Origin of the sequence: Pseudoduganella violaceinigra DSM 15887 (genome assembly GCF_000425385.1) — a bacterium.
GTDB lineage: Bacteria > Pseudomonadota > Gammaproteobacteria > Burkholderiales > Burkholderiaceae_D > Rugamonas > Rugamonas violaceinigra.
Window position 1 is genome coordinate 243,833 of record NZ_AUDI01000012.1, and the last position, 19,909, is coordinate 263,741.

The window sequence follows — 19,909 nt, forward strand, 5'->3', positions numbered from 1 at the left end:
CTGGCTTTGACCCCGGCTTTTATGCGGCTAGGGGCGGGGTGTGCTGGCGCAGGAATTCCGCGTATGGGGTGGGCTGGATATCGAGCAGGGCCGGATCGACTTCGAACAGGGCCCAGTAATAGGTTTCCAGCCCTTTGCACACCTGCGGCTCCTTGCAGTAGCGGTGCCAGTGCTGGCCCACTTCGTCGGAATACATGCCGTCCGGCGGGAAGAACGGCAGCACGCGCTTTTCTTCCAGTGCCAGCACCAGGGAGTTCGGAGCGCCGCTGTCGCGCGCCATTTCCACCTGCGATTCGTAGCCGCGCGCCGTCTCCACCACCATTAGCTGCGCCGAACCGTCGGCCTTGAAGAACAGGATGCCGCTCGGGCTGGGGAAGAGGTAGTGTTCGACGAAGCCATGTTCCCGGTACAGCTGCTCCACCAGCTTGGCCAGCGCGTTGCAGCGCAGGAAGCTGAATTCATGCAGCACCAGCATGTCCAGCAGCGTTTCCGACTGCTCCTGCAGGAAGGCTTTCTGCAGGGACGCCACTTCCTCTTCCAGCCGGTCCAGCGCGTCGTCGGCGCTTTTCTTGATATAGCGGTCGATCAGGCCGCGGTTGAAGGCGTCCACCGCGATCTTTTCGTCGGCCTGGCCGGTAAACAAGATCTTTTTGCAGGGCAGGTGCTGGATCGCCTGGCAGAACGCCACGCCGTTCATCTGCGGCATTGAATAATCGACCACCAGCACGGAGGGAATGGAAAAGCGCTGGCGCTGGCCGGAAATCCGGTAGATACGCTCCAGGTCCACCGCCACATTGCGCTGTTCCGCCGACTGGTTCGGGTTGTCGAAGTCCACCTGCAGCGGCAGTTCGCTGCTGCAGGCATTGGCTTTGAACCATTCCAGCGCCTGTAGCGGGTCGTGGAAGCACACGCTGGCCTGCATCGGGTCGAGCTGGAATACCAGGCTATGGAGGAAGGTATCGCTGTCGTCCACCAGGACGGTCATGGTTGGGTGGGCGTAAACGGGCAGTTTCATGTTTGACGACTGGCTTCTAAGGGAAATTCAAGCACAAAGATAGCATATGCGTGCTCGCGCGAGACACAATGGAGCCGTGCCTCCCACGCTTGCATCACCTGGCGGCACAATGCCAGGCCGATACCGGCGCCATTATGCTCTGGATATGCAAAGAAACGTTGGAAAATTAACGGCAGGTGGTGCCGGGCGATACCGCAGCCGGTATCGATTACCAGGACGCGCGGAGTGGGCCGCTCGCCGTCGATCACGACCCTGACCCGGCCCTTGCCGGCGCGCTGCACGGCCTGCATGGCGTTGCGCAGGAGGTTCAGCAGCAGCATGATGGCCAGTTCGCTCTGTCCGCCGAAACGGAAATCGCTACGCACTTGCAGCGCCACCAGCTGGCGCTGGGCCTCGCCGGTGAAAGGGTAGCGGCGCAGCGCCGATTCGACCGTATCGAGCATGGAGACGGTTTCGTGCGGATCGAGCTTCTGCCGTACCGCCTGGGCGCTAAGCAGGAACAGGTCGATCATATGGTTCATATGGCGGACTTCGTACTGCATGCGGCCCAGCGCCTGGCGCATCGCCGGGTTGTCCTGCCCGGCGCGCTGCTGCATGCGCGACAGGCCGCGCACATTGGCATCCAGGCTGGCCAGCGGGGTGCGCATTTCGTGCGCCACCGCGCCCAGGCCTTCGCCCAGGCCGTCCAGTTTCTCCTCCTCCAGCGCCTTGCGGCTTTGCGAGAACACCCACATCCAGCCGACCAGGAACAGCTGCACCGGCAGCAGCTGCAGTACCGCCACGGAGCGCAGGCTCTCGCCGGCGCCCAGCGCCATGGCCAGCAGCACGGCGGCGGCGATGCCGGCCGCCCCCGCGCGCAGCGCCAGGCGGGCATCGAAGTGGAACAGCGCCACCAGCATCACCAGCATCACCTGCGCCCAGGCGATGTTGGCATGGTTCATCAGGAACATGAAGCTGCAGAAGAAGGGCAGCTCATACGTCACCAGCAGCTGGGTGTAGCGCTCGCGCTGGCGCGGCGGCAGGCGGCGCGCCAGCAGCCCGCCAAAGGCGAGCGCCGTGCCGACCGCGCGCGCCACCACGCTTTCATAGGGCTGGGGGAAGATCCAGGCGAAAAAAGCGTAATACAGGGGAAAGCAGGTGATCCCCAGCCAGCTCAGGGCGGCCAAGCGCAGGTCGGCGATTTCCTCGGCGCTGCGGGCGTGCAGCCGGGTACGGATCAGGCGTCGAATCATCCGGCCATGATGGCGGCTCGTGCGCTCTTTTTGTGCAGAATCCGCACGAAGCTTGATCCACATCAATACGTCCATGCGCTATCATTGGGAGATGAATGATGAAGCACGCACCCTTTACGAAGTCATCGGCGGCGAAACCACGCTGCGCGAGATGGTTGACCGTTTTTACGACCTGATGGAGCTGGAGCCGGAATTTGCCGGCATCCGCGCCATGCACCCGCCCAGCACCGAAGGCTCGCGCGACAAGCTGTTCTGGTTCCTGAGCGGCTGGATGGGCGGCCCCGACCTGTTCATCGAGCGTTTCGGCCACCCGCGCCTGCGCGCGCGCCACCTGCCTTTTGCCGTCGGTTCCAGTGAGCGCGACCAGTGGCTGCGCTGCATGGCGTGGGCCATGCAGGACGTGGGCATCGCCGAGGACTTGCGCCTGCGGCTGATGGAATCCTTCTACCAGACCGCCGACTGGATGCGGAACAAGGCCGATTGATGGAACTGGCTATCCTGCTGGCGCTGGGCGCCGTCATTATCGTGTTGCAGATTGTGTCGCTGATGCGCGGCCGCGGCGGCGATGTGGCCGACCAGCTGGACCGGGTGGAGCGCGAAGTGCGCCTGCAGTTGCAGTCCACCGCGCAGGCGCAGCGCCAGGAAATGGGCCATATGCTGTCGCAATCGCATACCGCCACCGTGCAGCAGCTGGAAACCATGCGCCGCCAGATCGAAGTGTTGACCGAGTCGAACGCGCGCCGCTTGCTGGAAGTGCGCGTCGCACTGGAAACCAAGATGCGCGAGCTGCAGGCCGATAACGGCGCGAAGCTGGAGGAAATGCGCAGGACAGTCGACGAAAAGCTGCACGAGACATTGGAGACCCGCCTGAGCGAGTCCTTCCGCCAGGTTTCCGAGCGTTTGGAGCGCGTGCACCAGGGCCTTGGAGAAATGCAGCAGCTGGCGCTGGGCGTGGGCGACCTGAAGCGCGTGCTGACCAATGTGAAGACGCGCGGCACCTGGGGCGAAGTACAGCTGGAAATGCTGCTCGAGCAAATCCTCACGCCGGACCAGTACGCGAAGAACGTCGAGACCGTGCCGGGCACCAATGCCCGCGTCGAATTCGCCCTCAAGCTGCCGGGCCAGAAAGAGGATGGGGCGCCGGTGTGGATGCCGATCGACGCCAAGTTCCCGAAAGAGCAGTACGAGCGCCTGCTGGAAGCGGCCGACCGCGCCGATGCGGATGGCGTGGCCGCCGCCGGCCGCGAGCTGGAACGCGCTGTGCGCGGCGAAGCCAAAACCATCGCGGAAAAATACGTCTCGCCGCCGCTGACCACGGACTTTGCCATCCTGTTCCTGCCGACCGAAGGCCTGTATGCGGAAGTGATGCGCCGGCCTGGCCTGGCCGACGAATTGCAGCGCGTGAACCGCGTCAGCATCGCCGGACCGTCCACGCTGACGGCGCTGCTGAACAGCCTGCAAATGGGCTTCCGCACGCTGGCGCTGGAAAAACGCTCGTCGGAAGTGTGGCAGGTGCTGGGGGCAGTGAAGACCGAATTTGCCAAATTCGGCGACGTGCTCGCCGCCACCAAGACCACGCTGGAACGCGCCGCCCGCAACATCGAAAGCGCCGAAGTGCGCAGCCGCCAGATGGCGCGCAAATTGAAGTCTGTTGAAGCGCTACCGTCCGAGGCTGCGTTGATGCTTCTTGGGGAAGCCGAAGGCGAGAGCGAGGCGTGACATTACCGGCCGCCTATGATTTCGTAGGCGGGATCCCAGGTCGATATGCTGTTGTCGTCAAGCTTGATATCGCCTGAGGAAAAGGTGAAGTTCGCGTAAAGCAGCTTCCAGTCGATGGGCTTTGTTAAAAGGAGATGATAGCCCTCCTTGTCAACGAACCAGCCGTCGCCCTGGGGGGCGTTGCCGTGTTCAAGCAGCAGTTCTGCCACGGCGTCGAAGCTTTTCCTGGAGCGATCGACCAGGCGCGTCATCAGATCAGTCCTTCGAACAGAATCACATCGACCAGCTCGCCTTCCGCGACATTGCCTTGCTCGTCGTGCAGCACCACCATGCAGTTCGCTTCCGACATGGAGCGCAGGATGCCGGAGCCTTGCGCGCCGGTGGTGCGCACCTCGCGGCTGCCGTCCAGCGCGGTGGAGATGATGCCGCGCTGGTATTCGGTGCGGCCGGGCTTTTTGCGGATCGCTTGCGCCGAACGCACGCGCAGCAGCTGGTCGCCGGGCGAATCGGCGCCCATCATGCGCAGCAGCGCATGGCGGGCGAAGAAGTAAAAGGTGACCATCACCGCCACCGGGTTGCCCGGCAGGCCGAACAGATAGGCGCTGTGGCCGTTGGAGCGGATCCGGCCAAAGGCCATCGGGCGCCCCGGGCGCATGCCGATTTTCCAGAAGTGCACGTCGCCCAGCGTGGCCATGACCTGCTTGGTGTAGTCCGCGGCGCCGACTGAGACGCCGCCGGACGTGATCACCGCATCCGCGCATTCGCAGGCGGTGCGCAGCGCTTCTTCCAGCGACGCGGCATCGTCCTGCACGATCCCCATGTCGACGATATCGCAGCCGAGCCGCTGCAGCATGCCGAACAGGGTGTAGCGGTTGCTGTCGTAGACGCAGCCTTCCGCCAGCGGCTCGCCGATGGAGCGCAGTTCGTCGCCGGTGGAGAAGAACGCCACGCGCAGGCGGCGCTGCACCGGCACCTCGGCCAGGCCGAGCGAGGCGACCAGGCCCAGGTCGGCCGGGCGCAGCACTTTGCCCTTGCGCAGCGCGGGCGTGCCGGCGGCCATGTCCTCGCCCTTGAAGCGGCGGTTGTCGCCGGTGCGCAAGGTGTTCGGCGCGATCGTGACGGCGACGTCGCTTACATCCGCCGCCAATTCCTGCGGCAACACGGTATCGCAGCCGTCCGGCATGACGCCGCCGGTCATGATGCGCACGCATTCCCCGGGGCCCGGTTTGAGCGCGGAAGGGCGGCCGGCGTAGACGGTGCCCAGTACCTTCAGCGTGGTATTGCCATCCGCTTTCAACTGGCCGCCGGCGAAGGCGAAACCGTCCATGGCGGAGTTGTCATGCGCCGGCACATTGATCGGCGAAACCACGTCGGCCGCCAGCACGCGATCGAGCGCGCTGCGCAGCGCGACTTGTTCAACGCCGCGCACGGGCTGGATGAACTCGCGGATGATGCGCTGCGCGCTGCGCACCGGCAGCGCGTCCGGATCGTAGGCGGACAGGCAGCTTGCCACGTCCTTCAGCGCAGGATTGGCTGCCGCTTCCTCTTCCCGTTGCAGCTCTTCGAGCGTATTGATATTGCGGAAGGCCGCCGCGTCATGGAACAGCACTTCGGCCACCTTGATCGATGGATACCAGCCATCCATCCTGCGCGAACCGGTGCGCAGGTAAGCGTCCAGCGCGGGCAGGGCGCTCTTGCGCACCAGGCAGAATACGGGATGCAGCTGGGTGCGGGTGGCGCCGCTTTCGTCGGCCTCCAGCGTGGACGCCACGGCCAGGTCGGCGCCTTGCGCATGCAGGGCATCGTACAGGCGCTGCGCCAGGTCGGCCGGCAGGAAGGGCGAATCGCAAGGGGCGGTCAACAGCAGTTCGGTCGGACAATGGCGCAGGCCGGTTTGCAGGCCCGCCAGCGGACCTTCGTAGCCCGCCAGTTCGTCCTGCAGCACCGCCACGCCCAGCGCGCCGTAGGCCCCCAGGTTGCGGTTGGCGTTGATGGTTACGCTGGCGACCTGCGGCGCGAGCCGCTGCAGGATATGGGCGGCGAGCGTGCTGCCGCGGAACGGCTGCAGGCCTTTATCCACGCGGCCCATGCGGGTGCCGCGGCCGCCCGCCAGTATCAATGCGCTGATGCTGTTTTCCATTGCCGGCTTATCCCCCGATATATGACATTTCGACTTTGCGGTCGGCACCCAGCGCCAGGCCGTCGGTATTGATGGTGCGCAGTTCCGAATAGCGGTCGCCGCGCACATGCCACAGTGCGCCGATGGCGGCCGAAATTTCCGCGTCGCTGTGGCCTTGCCGCAGCAAAGCGCGCAGGTCGTGGCCGCGCGATGCGAACAGGCAGGTGTACAGTTTGCCCTCGGTCGACAGGCGCGCGCGCGAGCAGTCCTTGCAGAACGCATGCGTCACGCTGGAGATCACACCGATCTCGCCGCCGCCGTCCACATAGCGCCAGCGTTCCGCCGTTTCGCCCGTGTAGTTCGGATCGGCCGGCGCCAGCGGCATGTCGGCGCCGATCATGCGCAGCACTTCCGCCGACGGCACCACGTCGTGCATATTCCAGCCATTGGACGAACCGACGTCCATGAATTCGATGAAGCGCAGGATCGCTGGCGAGCCTTTGAAATGGCGCGCCATCGGCAGGATTTCCTGCTCGTTCATGCCGCGCTTGACCACCATATTGACTTTGACGGGGCCCAGGCCGGCGCTGTGCGCAACGTCGATCCCGCGCAGCACGTCCGCAACGGCGAAATCGACGTCGTTCATGCGCTGGAAGACAGCGTCGTCCAGCGCGTCCAGCGACACCGTGAGGCGCCGCAGGCCGGCATCCTTCAGCGATTGCGCCTTGCGCGCCAGCAGGGAACCGTTGGTGGTCAGGGTCAGGTCGAGCGGCTTGCCGTGCACGGTGCGCAATTCGGCCAGCATGCCGACCAGCCGCTCCAGCCCCTTGCGCAGCAGCGGTTCGCCGCCGGTCAGGCGGATCTTCTCGACGCCGTGTTCGACGAACAGGCGCGCCACGCGGGTGATTTCTTCAAACGTCAGCAGGGCGTCGTGCGGCAGGTACTGGTAGTTTTTGTCGAACACTTCCTTCGGCATGCAATAGACGCAGCGGAAGTTGCAGCGGTCGGTGATGGAGATGCGCAGGTCGTGCAGCGGACGGGCGTACTTGTCCTGCAAGCGGCCCGTTGGCGCCGCGAGTTTTGCAGGGATGGCCGGCGCCTGGCTGCGGCCATCGTTCAGGAGGATGATTTTTTCGGTCATACTGGGTGTTCGGTTACACCCGGTACGATAGCACGATGCCAGCAATTGCACAGGCAAGTAAGACACGGATTGTCCCTTGCTTATACGGCATCAGGGCGACGGCGGCGGCGGCCGCGATCAGCATGGCCGGCCATTCCCAGCGGCCGGACGGGTGGAATACGTGGATGCCGAAAAATAGTGCCAGGCTGGCAATGACGCCCACCACGGCGGCGGAAATGGCGGTGAGCGGGGCGGTCATGCGGATATTGCCTCGGGTCGATTCCACCAGCGGCCCGCCGGCCAGGATCAAGACAAAGGACGGCACGAAGGTGAACCAGGCTGCCACCGCGGCGCCCAGCACGCCCGCCAGCGCCGGCTGGCCCGCAATGGCTTGCTGGGTCCAGGCGCCCACGAAGCCGACGAAGGCGACCACCATGATCAGCGGGCCCGGCGTGGTTTCGCCCAGCGCCAGGCCGTCCACCATCTGCGCGGCGCTCAGCCAGTGGAAATGCTCGACGCCGCCCTGGTAGACATAGGGCAGGACTGCGTAGGCGCCGCCGAAGGTCATCAAGGCTGCCTTGGTGAAAAACCAGCCCATTTGCGCCAGCGGCCGGTCGACGCCGAACAGCCAGGCCAGCAGCAGCCAGCCGCCGCCCATTAGCGCCAGGCCGGCAGCGGCGGCACGCACCAGGCCTGTCCAGCTGAAACGGGCATGCAGCGGTGTCGGTGTGTCGTCGTCGATCAGGGCCGGGAGGCGGCCAGCCGGCGTGGTGGATGGGCCATGCGCCGCGGCGGCGCCCAGGGCAAACAGGGCCGGACGCAGGCGTCCGCCGAGCCAGCCCAGCAGGGCAGCTGCGGCGACGATGGCGGGGAAGGGCAACTCCATGAAACTGATGGCGACGAAAGCGCCCAGGGCGATGGCCATCAGGGCCCGGTTGCGCAGCGTGCGCTTGCCGATGCGCCAGGCGGCGGCCAACACGATGGCGACCACGGCGGGTTTCATGCCATACAGGATGCCGGCGATGGCGGGCAGGCTGCCGTAAGCCATATAGGCCCAGGACAGGCCGGTCAGCAGCAGCAGCGACGGCAGGATGAACAGCAGGCCGGCCATGATGCCGCCCCAGGTGCGGTGCATCAGCCAGCCAATGTAGACGGCAAGCTGGGTGGCTTCGGGGCCGGGCAGCAGCATGCAGTAATTCAGGGCATGCAGGAAGCGCTGCTCGGAAATCCAGCGCCGCCGTTCAACCAGCTCGGCGTGCATCAGGGCGATCTGGCCGGCGGGGCCGCCGAAGCTGATGAAGCCCAGCTTGAGCCAGTACAGGAAGGCCTCCCGCCACGGGACGCAAAAAAGGGAAGCACTTGGCTTCCCTTTTTCGTCAAGGCTTGGCCGATCAGCCATTCGCCTTGGTTTCAACCTGCACCAGCGGTTCGCTGGCGACCGGTGGCTGCGGCTTGCGCTCGCGCGGCACGCGGATCGGCTGGGCCGTGGCGGCGGCCGCAGCGGCTTCCTGGGCGGCACGCGCTTTGGCTGGATCGGTCACGGCCATCGACAGGCCGGCGGCGGCCAGCATGGTGTCGACGTCTGCCTTGGCGGCCGCGGGGGCCGGTGCGGGCGCTGCGGCAACTACCGGTGCGGGCGCTGGCGCAGCTTGCACTGGCGCGGCTGGCGCTGCGGCTACCGGGGCGGCAGCCACGGCCTCCACGACTTCAGCAGCCACTTCTTCAGCGGTGGCCGGTTCGGCGGCAGCCGGCGCCGGTTCGGCAAACGGCAGCACGGCTTGTGGCGATGCCGGGGCAGCAGCTGGCTCAGCAACGACCGGCTCAGCAGCGACCGGCTCAGCCGCTGGCGCGGCAGCCGGCAGTTCCACTGCGGCAGGCGCCACCGGAGCGGCAGCCACCGGCGCTGCGGCGACCGGCTCAGCCACCACTGGCGCTTCGACAGCGGCAGTAGCGGCAGCGTCGGCGGCGGCAACTTCGGTAGCTGCTGGTTCCACCGCAGCGCTTGCGGCCACAGGCTCGGTCGCGGCGGTGACGACCGCAGCGGCCGGCTCGGCTGCTACAGCGGCTGGGGCTTCAACGGCAGCGCCGCCTTCGGCCGGCGCAACGGTGAACGTTGCTTCGGTCATGCCTTCTTCCGCGCCTTCCACACCCTCAGCGCCTTCGCGCTCACGGCGGTTGCGGTCGCCGCGCTCGGCGTTGGCTGGCGCCTTGGTCACAATGACCGGCGCCTTCGGCTGCACTGGCTCTTCCTTGTCGCCACCGGTGAAGAAGGCGACCAGCTTGGCGAAGAAGCCTTTTTCCGCCGGTGCGGCAGGCGCTGCGGAACGCGGGCCGTTGGCGGCGCGCGGCGCGGCGGCTGGCTTGACAGCTTCCGGCTTGTGTTCCACCAGCGGCGCTGGTTGCTCTGGAGTAATGGTCTTGACGACGGCTTCCTGGCGCGGCTTGGCCTCTTCCTTATTGCGCTTGCTGAAGGACATGTCGGTTTCCGCGGCTTCCGCCATGGAGTAGGACGCAGCGTGGTCTTCCAGGCGCGGATCGTCGTGCTTGATGCGTTCCAGCTTGTAGTGCGGGGTTTCCAGGTGCTTGTTCGGGATCAGGATCACGGTGATGCGGTGACGGGTCTCGATCTTCAGCACTTCGCCGCGCTTCTCGTTCAGCAGGAAGGCGGCCACGTCGACCGGTACCTGCACGTGGATGGCGGCGGAATTTTCCTTCATCGCCTCTTCCTGGATGATGCGCAGCACCTGCAGGGCGGACGATTCGGTATCGCGGATATGGCCGGTGCCGGAGCAGCGCGGGCAGGTCACGTGCGAGCCTTCCGACAGGGAAGGGCGCAGGCGCTGGCGCGACAGTTCCATCAGGCCGAAGCGGGAAATCTTGCCCATCTGGACACGGGCGCGGTCGTGGTGCAGGGCGTCTTTCAGGCGCTGCTCGACTTCGCGCTGGTTCTTCGACACTTCCATGTCGATGAAGTCGATCACGATCAGGCCGCCCAGGTCGCGCAGGCGCAGCTGGCGCGCCACTTCGTCGGCGGCTTCGCAATTGGTGTGGAAGGCGGTGGTTTCGATGTCGGAGCCGCGCGTGGCGCGTGCCGAGTTGACGTCGATGGAGACCAGGGCTTCCGTGTGGTCGATCACGATGGCGCCGCCGGACGGCAGCGGCACGGTGCGGCTGTACGCCGTTTCAATCTGGTGTTCGATCTGGAAGCGGGAGAACAGCGGCACGTCGTCGCTATAGCGCTTCACGCGGTGCACCATGTCCGGCATCACGTGCGACATGAACTGGTGCGCCTGTTCGTAGATCTCGTCGGTGTCGATCAGGATCTCGCCGATATCCGGCTGGAAGTAGTCGCGGATGGCGCGGATCACCAGGGACGATTCCTGGTAGATCAGGAAGGCGCCGGAGGCGGACTTGGACGCGCCTTCGATTGCGCGCCACAGTTGCATCAGATAATTCAAGTCCCACTGCAGCTCTTCCACGGTACGGCCGATGCCGGCGGTACGGGCAATCACCGACATGCCTTGCGGCAGGTCCAGCTTGTCCATGGTTTCGCGCAGTTCCTGGCGCTCTTCGCCTTCCACACGGCGCGATACGCCGCCGCCGCGCGGGTTGTTCGGCATCAAGACCAGGTAGCGGCCGGCCAGCGAGACAAAGGAGGTCAGTGCCGCGCCTTTATTGCCGCGCTCTTCCTTTTCCACCTGCACCATGATTTCCTGGCCTTCGCGCAGCGCTTCCTTGACGGATGCATTGCGGACGTCGACGCCTTCGCGGAAATAGGAACGGGCAACTTCTTTGAAGGGGAGGAAGCCGTGGCGGTCTTCGCCGTAGCTGACGAAGCAAGCTTCGAGGGAGGGTTCGATTCGAGTGATGACGCCTTTGTAGATATTGGACTTGCGTTGCTCTCGTCCGGCGGTCTCGATGTCGATGTCAATCAATTTTTGACCATCAACAATGGCTACGCGCAACTCCTCTTGCTGCGTAGCATTAAACAACATGCGTTTCATTTTTATTAACTCCGCGACCCTTGGGCCATGTCAAAGCCGTCCCCGAAGAAACGGCGAAGTACAAGGATATACGCGTGAATTAAGGAGGCTGTAGGGGGAAATGCCTCGTCATGCAGCAGGCGCGAAGCGCAGCCGCTGCATTGGGCGCATGAAGCCGATCGTCATGCCGAGTTTGCGCACTGCGCGCAACATCATCCAACGGCCCGAACCTTGGTCGGGAGGCGGGAGAATGCAGGCGTGCGCACATCGTCGGGCCAGGGCATCTTGTATGGTGCCTTGGCGAAACGGCAAGCGTTATCCACTTCATCAACCAGCGAGCAACGACTGTAGTGCTTGCTCGCCGGACTTATCCTAACAATCCAGCCAGTCTAATCCTGCACCCGAGCGCTCGAGCCGATGGCAACAGTGGTTGCGACCCTGATCAGCGCACGAATGTGCGTATACAATTTTTCCCACTGAATTTGCGTTTTGGCGAGGCCAGTGGAGACGCCCCTGTGTAAAATGTACGTTTAATTCTTTACACGTGCAGCAATTTAAAAACTGCGGCAAAACGATTATATATTCAAAATGAAGGACTTAGAGAGAAATTCTGGGAAGTCGGGCCAAAACAAGCCGCAAAAAGCCGATTCCGCTTCCGCCCAGCAGGTCCTGCCGCAAGCACAATTCGTCACAATCACGGAAGAAGAGGCCGGTCAGCGGATCGATAACTACCTGTTGCGTGTTTGCAAAGGTGTGCCAAAGAGCCACGTCTATCGTATCCTGCGCTCGGGTGAGGTACGGGTCAACAAGGGGCGGATCGACCAGTTGTACCGCCTGAATGCCGGCGACCTGGTCCGGCTTCCGCCGATCCGTATTGCTGAGAAGCAAGAGGCCGTCGTGCCGGCCGCGGAATTCCCCGTCATTTTCGAGGACGCCCACCTGCTGGTGATCGACAAGCCCTGCGGCGTGGCGGTGCATGGCGGCTCCGGTGTGTCCTTTGGCGTGATCGAACAGTTGCGCGCGGCGCGCCCCGATGCCAAGTTCCTGGAGCTGGTACATCGCCTGGACCGGGAAACCTCCGGCCTGCTGCTGATCGCCAAGAAGCGTACCGCCCTGACCAGCCTGCACGACCAGATGCGCGATGGCTTGACGGACAAGCGCTACCTGACCCTGGCCGTGGGCGACTGGAAGAACCAACGCCAGCATGTCAAATTGGCATTGCATAAATATACTTTGCCGGACGGCGAACGCCGGGTGCGCGTGCAGGCCGATGGCCAGGCCTCGCACACCGTGTTCAGCCTGCTGAAGAAGTTCGATGGCTATGCCCTGCTGGAAGCTGAACTGAAGACCGGCCGCACCCACCAGATCCGCGTTCATCTGGCATCGTCCGGCTTCCCCATCGCAGGTGATGATAAGTACGGCGATTTCACCTTGAACAAGGCGCTGCAGAAGGCCACGGAAACGCGCGGTGCACTGAAGCGCATGTTCCTGCACGCCCACCAGATTACGTTCACGCACCCGGAAACGGGCAAGCCGATGACCTTGAATGCGCCTTTGGCCGCCGAATGCCAGCGATTCTTGGTAAGCTTGGGGAAACCATTGAATTGAGAAAAAGATAATGCCAAGAAAGCAATTTGACCTGATCGTTTTCGATTGGGATGGCACGCTCATGGACAGCACTGCCACCATCGTGAAATGCATCCAGGCTGCCGCCAAGGATCTGGGATTGCCGATCCCGAGCCGGGAGCAGGCCGCCCATGTGATCGGCCTGGGCCTGGGCGAAGCCATGCAGGTGGCGATGCCCGGCCTCGACCCGAAGGTCTACCCGCGCATGGTGGAGCGCTACCGCTACCACTATCTGGCCAAGGACCATGAGCTGACGCTCTTCGATGGCGTTCCGGAAATGTTGCAGGATCTCTCGCAGCAGGGCTTCTTCCTGGCGGTGGCGACCGGCAAGAGCCGCGTCGGCCTGAACCGCGCATTGAACGCGGCCGGCCTGTTGTCGACCTTCGATGCCACCCGCTGTGCCGACGAAACCTTCTCCAAGCCGCATCCCGCCATGCTGCAGGAACTGACCCGTGAACTGGGCCAGGATTTGCGCCGTACCGTGATGATCGGCGACACCACGCATGACTTGATGATGGCGCAAAACGCTGGATCTTCGGGTATCGCCGTCGAATACGGCGCCCATCCGCTGGATCAGCTGGCGGCCTGCAAGCCGCTGTTTTCAGCGCGCACGGTGCCGCAGCTGCATCAATGGCTGAATGAGAACGCGTGATGGGGGCGGAATTCCTGGTCTGCGCAGCCGAGTCCTTGCTGGAGGGCGGCAAAGGGATCCGTTTTCCGCTGCGGGCCGGCGGCGAAGACACTACCGGTTTCGTGGTGCGCTACGGCGGCAAGGTGTATGGCTACCTGAATCGCTGCGCCCACGTGCCGATCGAACTGGACTGGGCGGAGGGCGAGTTTTTCGAGTCCAGCGGCTTATATATCATGTGCTCCACCCACGGCGCGATTTATATGCCTGAGAATGGGCAGTGCGCCGGCGGGCCTTGCCGCGGCGGCCGCCTGCGCCCCATCGCCGTCAGCGAGCACGACGACAACATTTACTGGCAGCCTGACGATTACGTCGGCCCACGACCATGAGCGATAACGACGACAGCAAGCAGCCGGCGCCGGCGCCCGCCCCGGGACCGGTGGAGCACCCGCCGATCAAGTGGGAGCGCGAGGTCCTGGAAAAGCTGGTTTTCGCCACGCTGAAGGAGCAGCGCGCCAATCGCCGCTGGAGCATCTTCTTCAAGGTGTCGACGCTGGCCATCATCTTCTTCGCCGTGGCCAGCTATTTTGGCGTCAACCTGATGGGCGGCGATGCCGAGGCCCTGGGGCGCCATACGGCCCTGGTCGAGATCGAAGGCAGTATCGAATCCGAAGGCAGCGGCGCCGCCGACGTGGTGATCCCGGCGCTGAACAAGGCGTTCTCCGATTCCGGCTCGGTGGCCATTGTCCTGCATATCAACAGTCCCGGCGGCAGCCCGGTCCAGGCCGGCATGATCGTCGATGAAATCCACCGCCTGCGCCATGGCTATCCGCAAAAGCCGCTGTACGTGGTGGTCGATGAAATCTGCGCCTCGGGCGGCTACTATATTGCCTCGGCCGCTGACCGCATCTATGTCAACAAGGCCAGTATCATCGGCTCGATCGGCGTCTTGATGGACGGTTTCGGCTTTACCGGCACCATGGAAAAGCTCGGCGTCGAGCGCCGCCTGCTGACGGCCGGCGAAAACAAGGGGTTCCTGGATCCGTTTAGTCCGCAGTCGGAAAAGCAGAAGCAGCACGCCCAGTCCATGCTGAAAGAAATCCACCAGCAATTCATTGAGGTGGTGCGCAGCGGGCGCGGCAAGCGCCTGAAGGAAACCCCGGAGATGTTTTCCGGCCTTTACTGGACGGGGGCGCGCGCGATTGAAATGGGCCTGGCCGACGACCTGGGCAGCGTCGACAGCGTGGCGCGCGACGTGGTGAAGGCGGAAGATATCGTCGACTATACCCAGCACGAAAACCTGCCCGAGCGCGTCTTGAAGAAGTTCGGCGCGGCCGTTGGCCATGGTGCCATCAAGGCTGCCGCGGAGGCGTCCAAGCCTAGCCTGCGCTGAGCCCGGCCGCCAATGGCTCAGCAATTAACGTTGGCATTTATGGCTAGTTTTTGCCTTGCCATTTCCCCGACGTGGACTATATTGACGGTGTAGTTCGATTCAAGGGGAGGGCGAATAGGCAATCAATTCTTGAGGCAGACTACGCAGCCGCATCACGGATGCGGAGTTGAGTGAATTTACATTCCTCGTCACTGTCTCTTTGAGAGGCAAGAGAACGGCGGCCCATGGCCGCTGTTTTCGTTTCCGCAGCCTGGTATTCGGCCGCGAAGCCCCCTTGCGCCAGCCACTGTTCCATTTCCAGCTGCCGCTGCCGGCGCCACAGCGCTTGCGGCATCGCCCCCGCCTGGCCGCTCCAGCGAGCGACCGCCAAGCGGGTTTCCAGCGAAGCAGCATGGGCCTGTGCCAAGGACTTGCGGTTGATGTAGAGTTTCATTTGCTGAGTTCCCCCAAGAAATTCCTATAGCCGATTCAGCAGATTCCTAATGCTATTTAAGTGTAACAACTCGACTGTCGCATCCTTTGATCTGCATCAATAGCTAGGCTTGCGCTTGCTTAAATCCGGTAAAATCCCGCCCCATGAGTAAATTATCCCTCGACCGCATCTTGCAATCGCAAGGTTTCGGCACCCGTAAATACTGCCGCGCCCTGATCGAAGACGGCGACGTCGCCATCGACGGCGCGGTGCAGAGCAACTACAAAGCCGCCCTCGAAACCGAGGGCCTGGTGCTGGAAGTGTTCGGCGAAGAATGGGTTTATCGCGAACACCTGTATATCGCGCTGTACAAGCCCTCCGACTACGAATGCTCACGCAAGCCCAGCCACCATCCCGGCGTGCTGACCCTGCTGCCCGAGCAGTTCACCTGGCGCGAAGTGCAGCCGGTGGGCCGCCTCGACCACGACACCACCGGCCTGCTGCTGATGTCGGATGACGGTCCCTTCATCCACGCCCAATCCTCGCCCAAGCGCCATGTGCCCAAGGTCTACCAGGCCACCACGGCCGATCCGGTAACCGAGGAACTGGTGGCCCAGCTCTTGGCCGGGGTCCAGCTGCACGACGAACCGGCGCCCCTGGCGGCCGTCACCTGCATCAAGCGCGGCGAGCACCAGCTCGACATCGTGCTGGAGCAGGGCAAATACCACCAGGTCAAGCGCATGCTGGCCGCCGCCGGCAACCATTGCGCCGCGCTGCACCGCTCCGCCATCGGCCTGCTGCAGCTCGACGCGCTGGGGCTGGAAGAGGGCGAATGGTGTTACCTTAGCCCTGGACAACTCGCCTTGCTGGCGCCGGCCTGATCATTTCTCCGGCTTTGCCTGGGCCTAGCCGCTGACGATGCTGAGGATATTGCCGTCGGCATCCTTGAACCAGGCCACCTTCATGTGCCCGCCTGAATGGATGTCGCCGTTGAGCTTCAGGCCGGGCATATCGTAATGCTCGAAGACCACGCCCTGGGTCTTCAAGGTCGCCGCAATGGCCTCGATCTCGCCGCCGACATTCCAAGTGACGCAGCTGGCCTTATTGGTGCCAGCGTACTGCGAGCGATACACGTTGAGCCGCGTGGTCCCGCTGCGAAACAGCAGCACTTCCTCTTCCCGGCTCTCGAGTTCTTCCAGGCCCAGCACATCCTTGTAGAACTTCTCGGCCGCAGCCAGGTCTTTGACCGCGATCATCGCAATCGCATCCTTGTCGACCAGCATGATCCGCCTCCATGTCCGCGTTGAATGGACCGAGGCTAGGCTTGCCGGCCCGGTGCGTCAGTTCGCTGCCGCACTTCCGCGGCCATCATGCGGCAGCGGCGCAGGGCAGCCGGGCGCGATCGAACCAGCGGTCATGGAGGGGCAGGGCGTGAGCGGATTCCTTTTCCTGTTGAGTCAAAGGATAATGATTCGGATCTAAGCGGTAAAATGGATTATCTCTACCTATCCGATAGCGTTCCCATGAAACTTGCCACCCTCAAAGACGGCACCCGCGACGGCCAGCTGATCGTTGTTGCGCGCGACCTGAAAACTGCCGTGGTCGCCGATGGCATCGCGCGCAGCCTGCAGCGCGCCCTGGATGACTGGTCCTTTATTTCCCCGCAGCTGGACGAGTTGTATCGCCAGCTGAACGACGGCAAGGCCCGGCGCAGTTTCGATTTCGAGCCCAAAGATTGCATGGCTCCGTTGCCGCGCGCCTACCAGTGGGCCGACGGTTCGGCGTATGTCAACCACGTCGAACTGGTGCGCAAGGCGCGCAATGCCGAGATGCCGGCCTCGTTCTGGGAGGACCCGCTGATGTACCAGGGCGGCAGCGATGATTTCATTGGTCCCTGCGACGATATCGTGGTCCGCCGCCAGGAGTGGGGCATCGATTTTGAGGCCGAAATTGCCGTCATCACGGACGACGTGCCGATGGGCGCCACACCCGACCATGCGCACCAGCAGATTCGCCTGCTCATGCTGGTCAACGATGTATCGCTGCGCAAGCTGATTCCGGAGGAGCTGGCGAAAGGCTTCGGCTTCCTGCAATCGAAACCGGCCACCAGCTTTTCGCCTGTGGCGGTAACGCCTGACGAGCTGGGCGAGGCTTGGCGCGACAGCAAAGTTCACCTGCCGCTGCGTTCAAGTTGGAATGGCAAGCTGGTCGGGCAGCCGCATGCCGGTGCCGATATGGTGTTCAATTTCGCCCAGCTGGTTTCGCATCTGGCCATGACGCGCAATGTGCGGGCCGGCTCGGTGATTGGTTCGGGCACCGTGTCCAACAAGGATGCGAAGAAAGGCTATTCCTGCATCGCCGAGAAGCGTTGCCTGGAGATGATCGCCGATGGCAAGCCGAGTACCGACTTCATGGCATTCGGCGATACCATCCGCATTGAAATGCTCGACGGCGAAGGGCGGTCGATCTTTGGTGCGATCGAGCAGGCCGTTGCGGCAGCCACCGCGGCCTGAGCCGGGCCGCGAGCCCCGGGCCGGCCAGCTCAGGCAGCTGGCGTCTTGACCGCGTCGAACACGAGGGCGCCCGGGCCGACGATTCCGAATTCCGGCTCATGCAATACATGCAGGCGCGTATTGAAGCCGATCTGATTGAGGCGCACCAGCATTTCCAGGGCAAATATCCGATAGACGAGAATGCCCTCATTCGGGTTCAAGGGATCGCCGTGGTAAATCGCCGGCATGTGATGGACCAGCTTGCCGTTCACCAGCGAGGCCCGCACCTGGTCCTGGAACGCCTGGTCGTCGAACGGCACCGTGAAGATGTGCCGCCCGCCTGGCTTCAAGGCGCGGTGGATTTCCGCGTGGGCTTTGTACGGGTCGGGCATATGCTCGAGGACATCGCTCGACAGCACCACGCCAAGCGTGTTGTTGTCGAACGATAAGTTCTGCAAGTCCTCGTGCCGCCTGCCGTCGACCATTGCACCAGGACGGTACTGGGGACCGAAGTATTCGGATGCGTAATACGAGGAATGCCGGGACAGCTGTTCATGAAACGACCCGCTGGTTTCGGTATTGAAAATGACGAAGTCGCTGTTGAACGCAAAGCGACCGTAATTGGGCAGCCCATAGAATTGGCGCAGCACAAAGGCAACCTGGCGTTTGCGATTGTTGGAGTTGCAGACCGAGCAACTGCCGGATTCGCGGAGATTGTCGTTGAAACGCGAAAACGTGGCGGCTTGTCCGCACACCGTACACGTTCCTTGCAACGTCCCACCTGCAACCAAGCCTTGCTCCAAAACACTCATTGGAAAATAAGGCAATGGGTAAGCGGAATAAGTGAATCGAGATTGCACTAACGTCCCCCTTGTAATTTGGTTAAGGTTCCACGACAGCTTTACCGGAAAGTATGGAAAAGTCAACATTTATGACGGCAAGCACGCCGGTGAAAACACGCCTATTCGCGGCTTTGCCGGGGAGGGCTGGCTGAGATAATGCTCTGCAGTAATAGGAGCAGAGATGGCTGAAGACAGCGACGCCGAGAAAACAGAACCCGCGTCACCGAGGCGCCTCGAGCAGGCGCGTGAGGAAGGGGACGTCCCCAGGTCGCGCGAGGTGGCGACCTTTACCGTCCTGATGGCGGCGGGCGCCGGCCTGTGGATGACCGGCTCCGGCCTGGTGCGCGAGATAAGCCGCAGCCTGACTTCGGGGCTGTCGCTGACGCGCGAGCAAATCTTCAATCCCGACGTGCTGGTCACGCGCATCCTGGTCGACGTGGTGAACGTGATGCTGGCTTGCCTGCCGGTCGGCGTGGCGGTCATGGTGGTGGCCCTGGCGTCGCCCCTGCTGGTCGGCGGCTGGCTGTTTTCGGCCAAGGCCTTTACCCCGAATTTCATGAAGCTGAATCCCTTGACCGGGATCGGCAATATGTTTTCCAGCAATTCGCTGGTGGAACTGCTCAAGGCCATCGTCAAATCCATCGTGGTCGGCGTGGTGGCCTGGATGGTCATTTCGCGCCAGCAGCAGGAAGCCATCGGCCTGATGAACGAACCCCTGAATGCCGGCAGCGCGCATGTGATGAACATGCTGGGCTTCAGCTTCATGGTGATCGTCGGCGCCCTGGGATTCATCGCCGCCATCGACGCGCCTTACCAGATGTGGCACTACGCGAACAAGCTGATGATGACGCGCCAGGAACTGATCCAGGAATCCAAGGAATCGGATGGTAACCCGCAGATCAAGGGCAAGATCCGCCAGCTGCAGCGGGATATGGCCAAGAAACGCATGATGCAGGAAGTGCCGACGGCCGACGTCGTGGTGACCAACCCGACCCATTATGCGGTGGCCCTGAAATATGCCGAAGGCGGGCAGGGCGCGCCGCGCGTGGTGGCCAAGGGGAGCGACGCGGTGGCGGCCAAAATCCGCGAGCTGGCCAAGGAGCACCGCATCGCCATCCTGGAAGCCCCGCCGCTGGCGCGCGCGCTGCACAAGCACACCGAGATCGGCGACGAAATCCCGCCGCGCCTGTACGCCGCCGTGGCGGAGGTGCTGGCCTATGTCTACCAGCTCAAAGCCTACCGCCCCGGCCTGCGCTATCCGGACCGTCCGACCAGGCTCGATGTGCCGGACGATATGGATCCACTGAACAAGCCACAGGAGTAAGAGA

General features: G+C 63.3%; 19 protein-coding genes. 9 read left to right on the forward strand and 10 right to left on the reverse strand.

The genetic code is table 11. The features are described 5' to 3' along the window. Nucleotides 1-19 precede the first annotated feature (19 nt). Nucleotides 20-1,015, reverse strand: coding sequence for a response regulator (locus H597_RS0109140; protein WP_028101874.1), 996 nt, complete (start codon nt 1,013-1,015; stop codon nt 20-22). After that, nucleotides 1,012-2,247, reverse strand: a complete 1,236-nt coding sequence (locus tag H597_RS0109145; protein WP_028101875.1) for a sensor histidine kinase — start codon at nt 2,245-2,247, stop codon at nt 1,012-1,014. Before H597_RS0109145 ends, H597_RS0109140 begins: the two co-directional genes overlap by 4 nt. A 91-nt stretch (nt 2,248-2,338) precedes the next feature. On the opposite strand from H597_RS0109145, the gene H597_RS0109150 reads away from it, so the two are divergent. Next, entirely contained in the window at nt 2,339-2,731 is a 393-nt protein-coding gene (locus tag H597_RS0109150) for a group II truncated hemoglobin (RefSeq protein WP_028101876.1), read from the forward strand. Further along, nucleotides 2,731-3,966, forward strand: coding sequence for a DNA recombination protein RmuC (locus H597_RS0109155; RefSeq protein ID WP_028101877.1), 1,236 nt, complete (start codon nt 2,731-2,733; stop codon nt 3,964-3,966). The genes H597_RS0109150 and H597_RS0109155 overlap by 1 nt, the downstream gene beginning before the upstream one ends. 2 nt (nt 3,967-3,968) lie before the next feature. Here H597_RS0109155 and H597_RS0109160 read toward each other — a convergent pair whose 3' ends face one another. From H597_RS0109160 to H597_RS0109180, 5 genes are read right to left on the reverse strand one after another with little or no spacing between them, the layout of a single operon-like run. Next, complete coding sequence (locus H597_RS0109160; RefSeq protein WP_028101878.1) at nt 3,969-4,217, reverse strand: hypothetical protein; 249 nt, start codon at nt 4,215-4,217, stop codon at nt 3,969-3,971. Further along, the gene (moeA, locus tag H597_RS0109165) at nt 4,217-6,106 is read right to left on the reverse strand and encodes a molybdopterin molybdotransferase MoeA (protein WP_035373592.1); all 1,890 of its coding nucleotides are present in this window, start codon (nt 6,104-6,106) and stop codon (nt 4,217-4,219) included. The genes H597_RS0109160 and moeA overlap by 1 nt, the downstream gene beginning before the upstream one ends. A 7-nt stretch (nt 6,107-6,113) precedes the next feature. Next, nucleotides 6,114-7,226 (reverse strand): GTP 3',8-cyclase MoaA, encoded by a 1,113-nt coding sequence (gene moaA / locus H597_RS0109170; protein WP_028101880.1) that lies wholly within the window; start codon nt 7,224-7,226, stop codon nt 6,114-6,116. Nucleotides 7,227-7,239: 13 nt separating this feature from the next. Next, the gene (gene chrA / locus H597_RS0109175) at nt 7,240-8,604 is read right to left on the reverse strand and encodes a chromate efflux transporter (RefSeq protein ID WP_035373594.1); all 1,365 of its coding nucleotides are present in this window, start codon (nt 8,602-8,604) and stop codon (nt 7,240-7,242) included. Next, nucleotides 8,597-11,209: an Rne/Rng family ribonuclease gene (locus H597_RS0109180; protein ID WP_028101882.1), complete on the reverse strand. Its 2,613-nt coding sequence runs from the start codon at nt 11,207-11,209 to the stop codon at nt 8,597-8,599. Before H597_RS0109180 ends, chrA begins: the two co-directional genes overlap by 8 nt. Before the next feature lie 567 nt (nt 11,210-11,776). Here H597_RS0109180 and H597_RS0109190 point away from each other — a divergent pair. From H597_RS0109190 to H597_RS0109205, 4 genes are read left to right on the forward strand one after another with little or no spacing between them, the layout of a single operon-like run. Further along, nucleotides 11,777-12,796, forward strand: coding sequence for an RluA family pseudouridine synthase (locus tag H597_RS0109190; protein WP_028101883.1), 1,020 nt, complete (start codon nt 11,777-11,779; stop codon nt 12,794-12,796). Nucleotides 12,797-12,806: 10 nt separating this feature from the next. Continuing rightward, nucleotides 12,807-13,466 (forward strand): HAD-IA family hydrolase, encoded by a 660-nt coding sequence (locus H597_RS0109195; RefSeq protein ID WP_028101884.1) that lies wholly within the window; start codon nt 12,807-12,809, stop codon nt 13,464-13,466. After that, nucleotides 13,466-13,831: a Rieske (2Fe-2S) protein gene (locus H597_RS0109200; RefSeq protein WP_035373597.1), complete on the forward strand. Its 366-nt coding sequence runs from the start codon at nt 13,466-13,468 to the stop codon at nt 13,829-13,831. The genes H597_RS0109195 and H597_RS0109200 overlap by 1 nt, the downstream gene beginning before the upstream one ends. Then, complete coding sequence (locus H597_RS0109205) at nt 13,828-14,835, forward strand: S49 family peptidase (protein ID WP_028101886.1); 1,008 nt, start codon at nt 13,828-13,830, stop codon at nt 14,833-14,835. The genes H597_RS0109200 and H597_RS0109205 overlap by 4 nt, the downstream gene beginning before the upstream one ends. 139 nt (nt 14,836-14,974) lie before the next feature. Here H597_RS0109205 and H597_RS0109210 read toward each other — a convergent pair whose 3' ends face one another. Then, nucleotides 14,975-15,268: a hypothetical protein gene (locus tag H597_RS0109210; protein ID WP_028101887.1), complete on the reverse strand. Its 294-nt coding sequence runs from the start codon at nt 15,266-15,268 to the stop codon at nt 14,975-14,977. 143 nt (nt 15,269-15,411) lie between these two features. Here H597_RS0109210 and H597_RS0109215 point away from each other — a divergent pair, with 143 nt between their 5' ends. Continuing rightward, on the forward strand, nt 15,412-16,128 hold the full coding sequence (locus tag H597_RS0109215) for a pseudouridine synthase (protein WP_028101888.1): 717 nt from the start codon (nt 15,412-15,414) through the stop codon (nt 16,126-16,128). A gap of 24 nt (nt 16,129-16,152) precedes the next feature. Here H597_RS0109215 and H597_RS0109220 read toward each other — a convergent pair whose 3' ends face one another. Beyond that, nucleotides 16,153-16,530, reverse strand: coding sequence for a VOC family protein (locus H597_RS0109220; RefSeq protein ID WP_028101889.1), 378 nt, complete (start codon nt 16,528-16,530; stop codon nt 16,153-16,155). 240 nt (nt 16,531-16,770) lie between these two features. On the opposite strand from H597_RS0109220, the gene H597_RS0109230 reads away from it, so the two are divergent. Beyond that, complete coding sequence (locus H597_RS0109230) at nt 16,771-17,760, forward strand: fumarylacetoacetate hydrolase family protein (protein WP_028101891.1); 990 nt, start codon at nt 16,771-16,773, stop codon at nt 17,758-17,760. A gap of 29 nt (nt 17,761-17,789) precedes the next feature. Here H597_RS0109230 and H597_RS30300 read toward each other — a convergent pair whose 3' ends face one another. Continuing rightward, entirely contained in the window at nt 17,790-18,542 is a 753-nt protein-coding gene (locus H597_RS30300) for a class I SAM-dependent methyltransferase (RefSeq protein ID WP_161630588.1), read from the reverse strand. Nucleotides 18,543-18,762: 220 nt separating this feature from the next. Here H597_RS30300 and flhB point away from each other — a divergent pair, with 220 nt between their 5' ends. Continuing rightward, complete coding sequence (gene flhB, locus H597_RS0109240) at nt 18,763-19,905, forward strand: flagellar biosynthesis protein FlhB (RefSeq protein WP_028101892.1); 1,143 nt, start codon at nt 18,763-18,765, stop codon at nt 19,903-19,905. Nucleotides 19,906-19,909: the final 4 nt, after the last annotated feature.

Bases quoted from the DNA above. Each gene is read 5' to 3' on its own strand.
- H597_RS0109140 (WP_028101874.1), bottom strand. From the start codon at position 1,015: ATGAAACTGCCCGTTTACGCCCACCCAACCATGACCGTCCTGGTGGAC.
- H597_RS0109145 (WP_028101875.1), bottom strand. From the start codon at position 2,247: ATGATTCGACGCCTGATCCGTACCCGGCTGCACGCCCGCAGCGCCGAG.
- H597_RS0109150 (WP_028101876.1), top strand. From the start codon at position 2,339: ATGAATGATGAAGCACGCACCCTTTACGAAGTCATCGGCGGCGAAACC.
- H597_RS0109155 (WP_028101877.1), top strand. From the start codon at position 2,731: ATGGAACTGGCTATCCTGCTGGCGCTGGGCGCCGTCATTATCGTGTTG.
- H597_RS0109160 (WP_028101878.1), bottom strand. From the start codon at position 4,217: ATGACGCGCCTGGTCGATCGCTCCAGGAAAAGCTTCGACGCCGTGGCA.
- moeA (WP_035373592.1), bottom strand. From the start codon at position 6,106: ATGGAAAACAGCATCAGCGCATTGATACTGGCGGGCGGCCGCGGCACC.
- moaA (WP_028101880.1), bottom strand. From the start codon at position 7,226: ATGACCGAAAAAATCATCCTCCTGAACGATGGCCGCAGCCAGGCGCCG.
- chrA (WP_035373594.1), bottom strand. From the start codon at position 8,604: ATGGCTGATCGGCCAAGCCTTGACGAAAAAGGGAAGCCAAGTGCTTCC.
- H597_RS0109180 (WP_028101882.1), bottom strand. From the start codon at position 11,209: ATGAAACGCATGTTGTTTAATGCTACGCAGCAAGAGGAGTTGCGCGTA.
- H597_RS0109190 (WP_028101883.1), top strand. From the start codon at position 11,777: ATGAAGGACTTAGAGAGAAATTCTGGGAAGTCGGGCCAAAACAAGCCG.
- H597_RS0109195 (WP_028101884.1), top strand. From the start codon at position 12,807: ATGCCAAGAAAGCAATTTGACCTGATCGTTTTCGATTGGGATGGCACG.
- H597_RS0109200 (WP_035373597.1), top strand. From the start codon at position 13,466: ATGGGGGCGGAATTCCTGGTCTGCGCAGCCGAGTCCTTGCTGGAGGGC.
- H597_RS0109205 (WP_028101886.1), top strand. From the start codon at position 13,828: ATGAGCGATAACGACGACAGCAAGCAGCCGGCGCCGGCGCCCGCCCCG.
- H597_RS0109210 (WP_028101887.1), bottom strand. From the start codon at position 15,268: ATGAAACTCTACATCAACCGCAAGTCCTTGGCACAGGCCCATGCTGCT.
- H597_RS0109215 (WP_028101888.1), top strand. From the start codon at position 15,412: ATGAGTAAATTATCCCTCGACCGCATCTTGCAATCGCAAGGTTTCGGC.
- H597_RS0109220 (WP_028101889.1), bottom strand. From the start codon at position 16,530: ATGCTGGTCGACAAGGATGCGATTGCGATGATCGCGGTCAAAGACCTG.
- H597_RS0109230 (WP_028101891.1), top strand. From the start codon at position 16,771: ATGAAACTTGCCACCCTCAAAGACGGCACCCGCGACGGCCAGCTGATC.
- flhB (WP_028101892.1), top strand. From the start codon at position 18,763: ATGGCTGAAGACAGCGACGCCGAGAAAACAGAACCCGCGTCACCGAGG.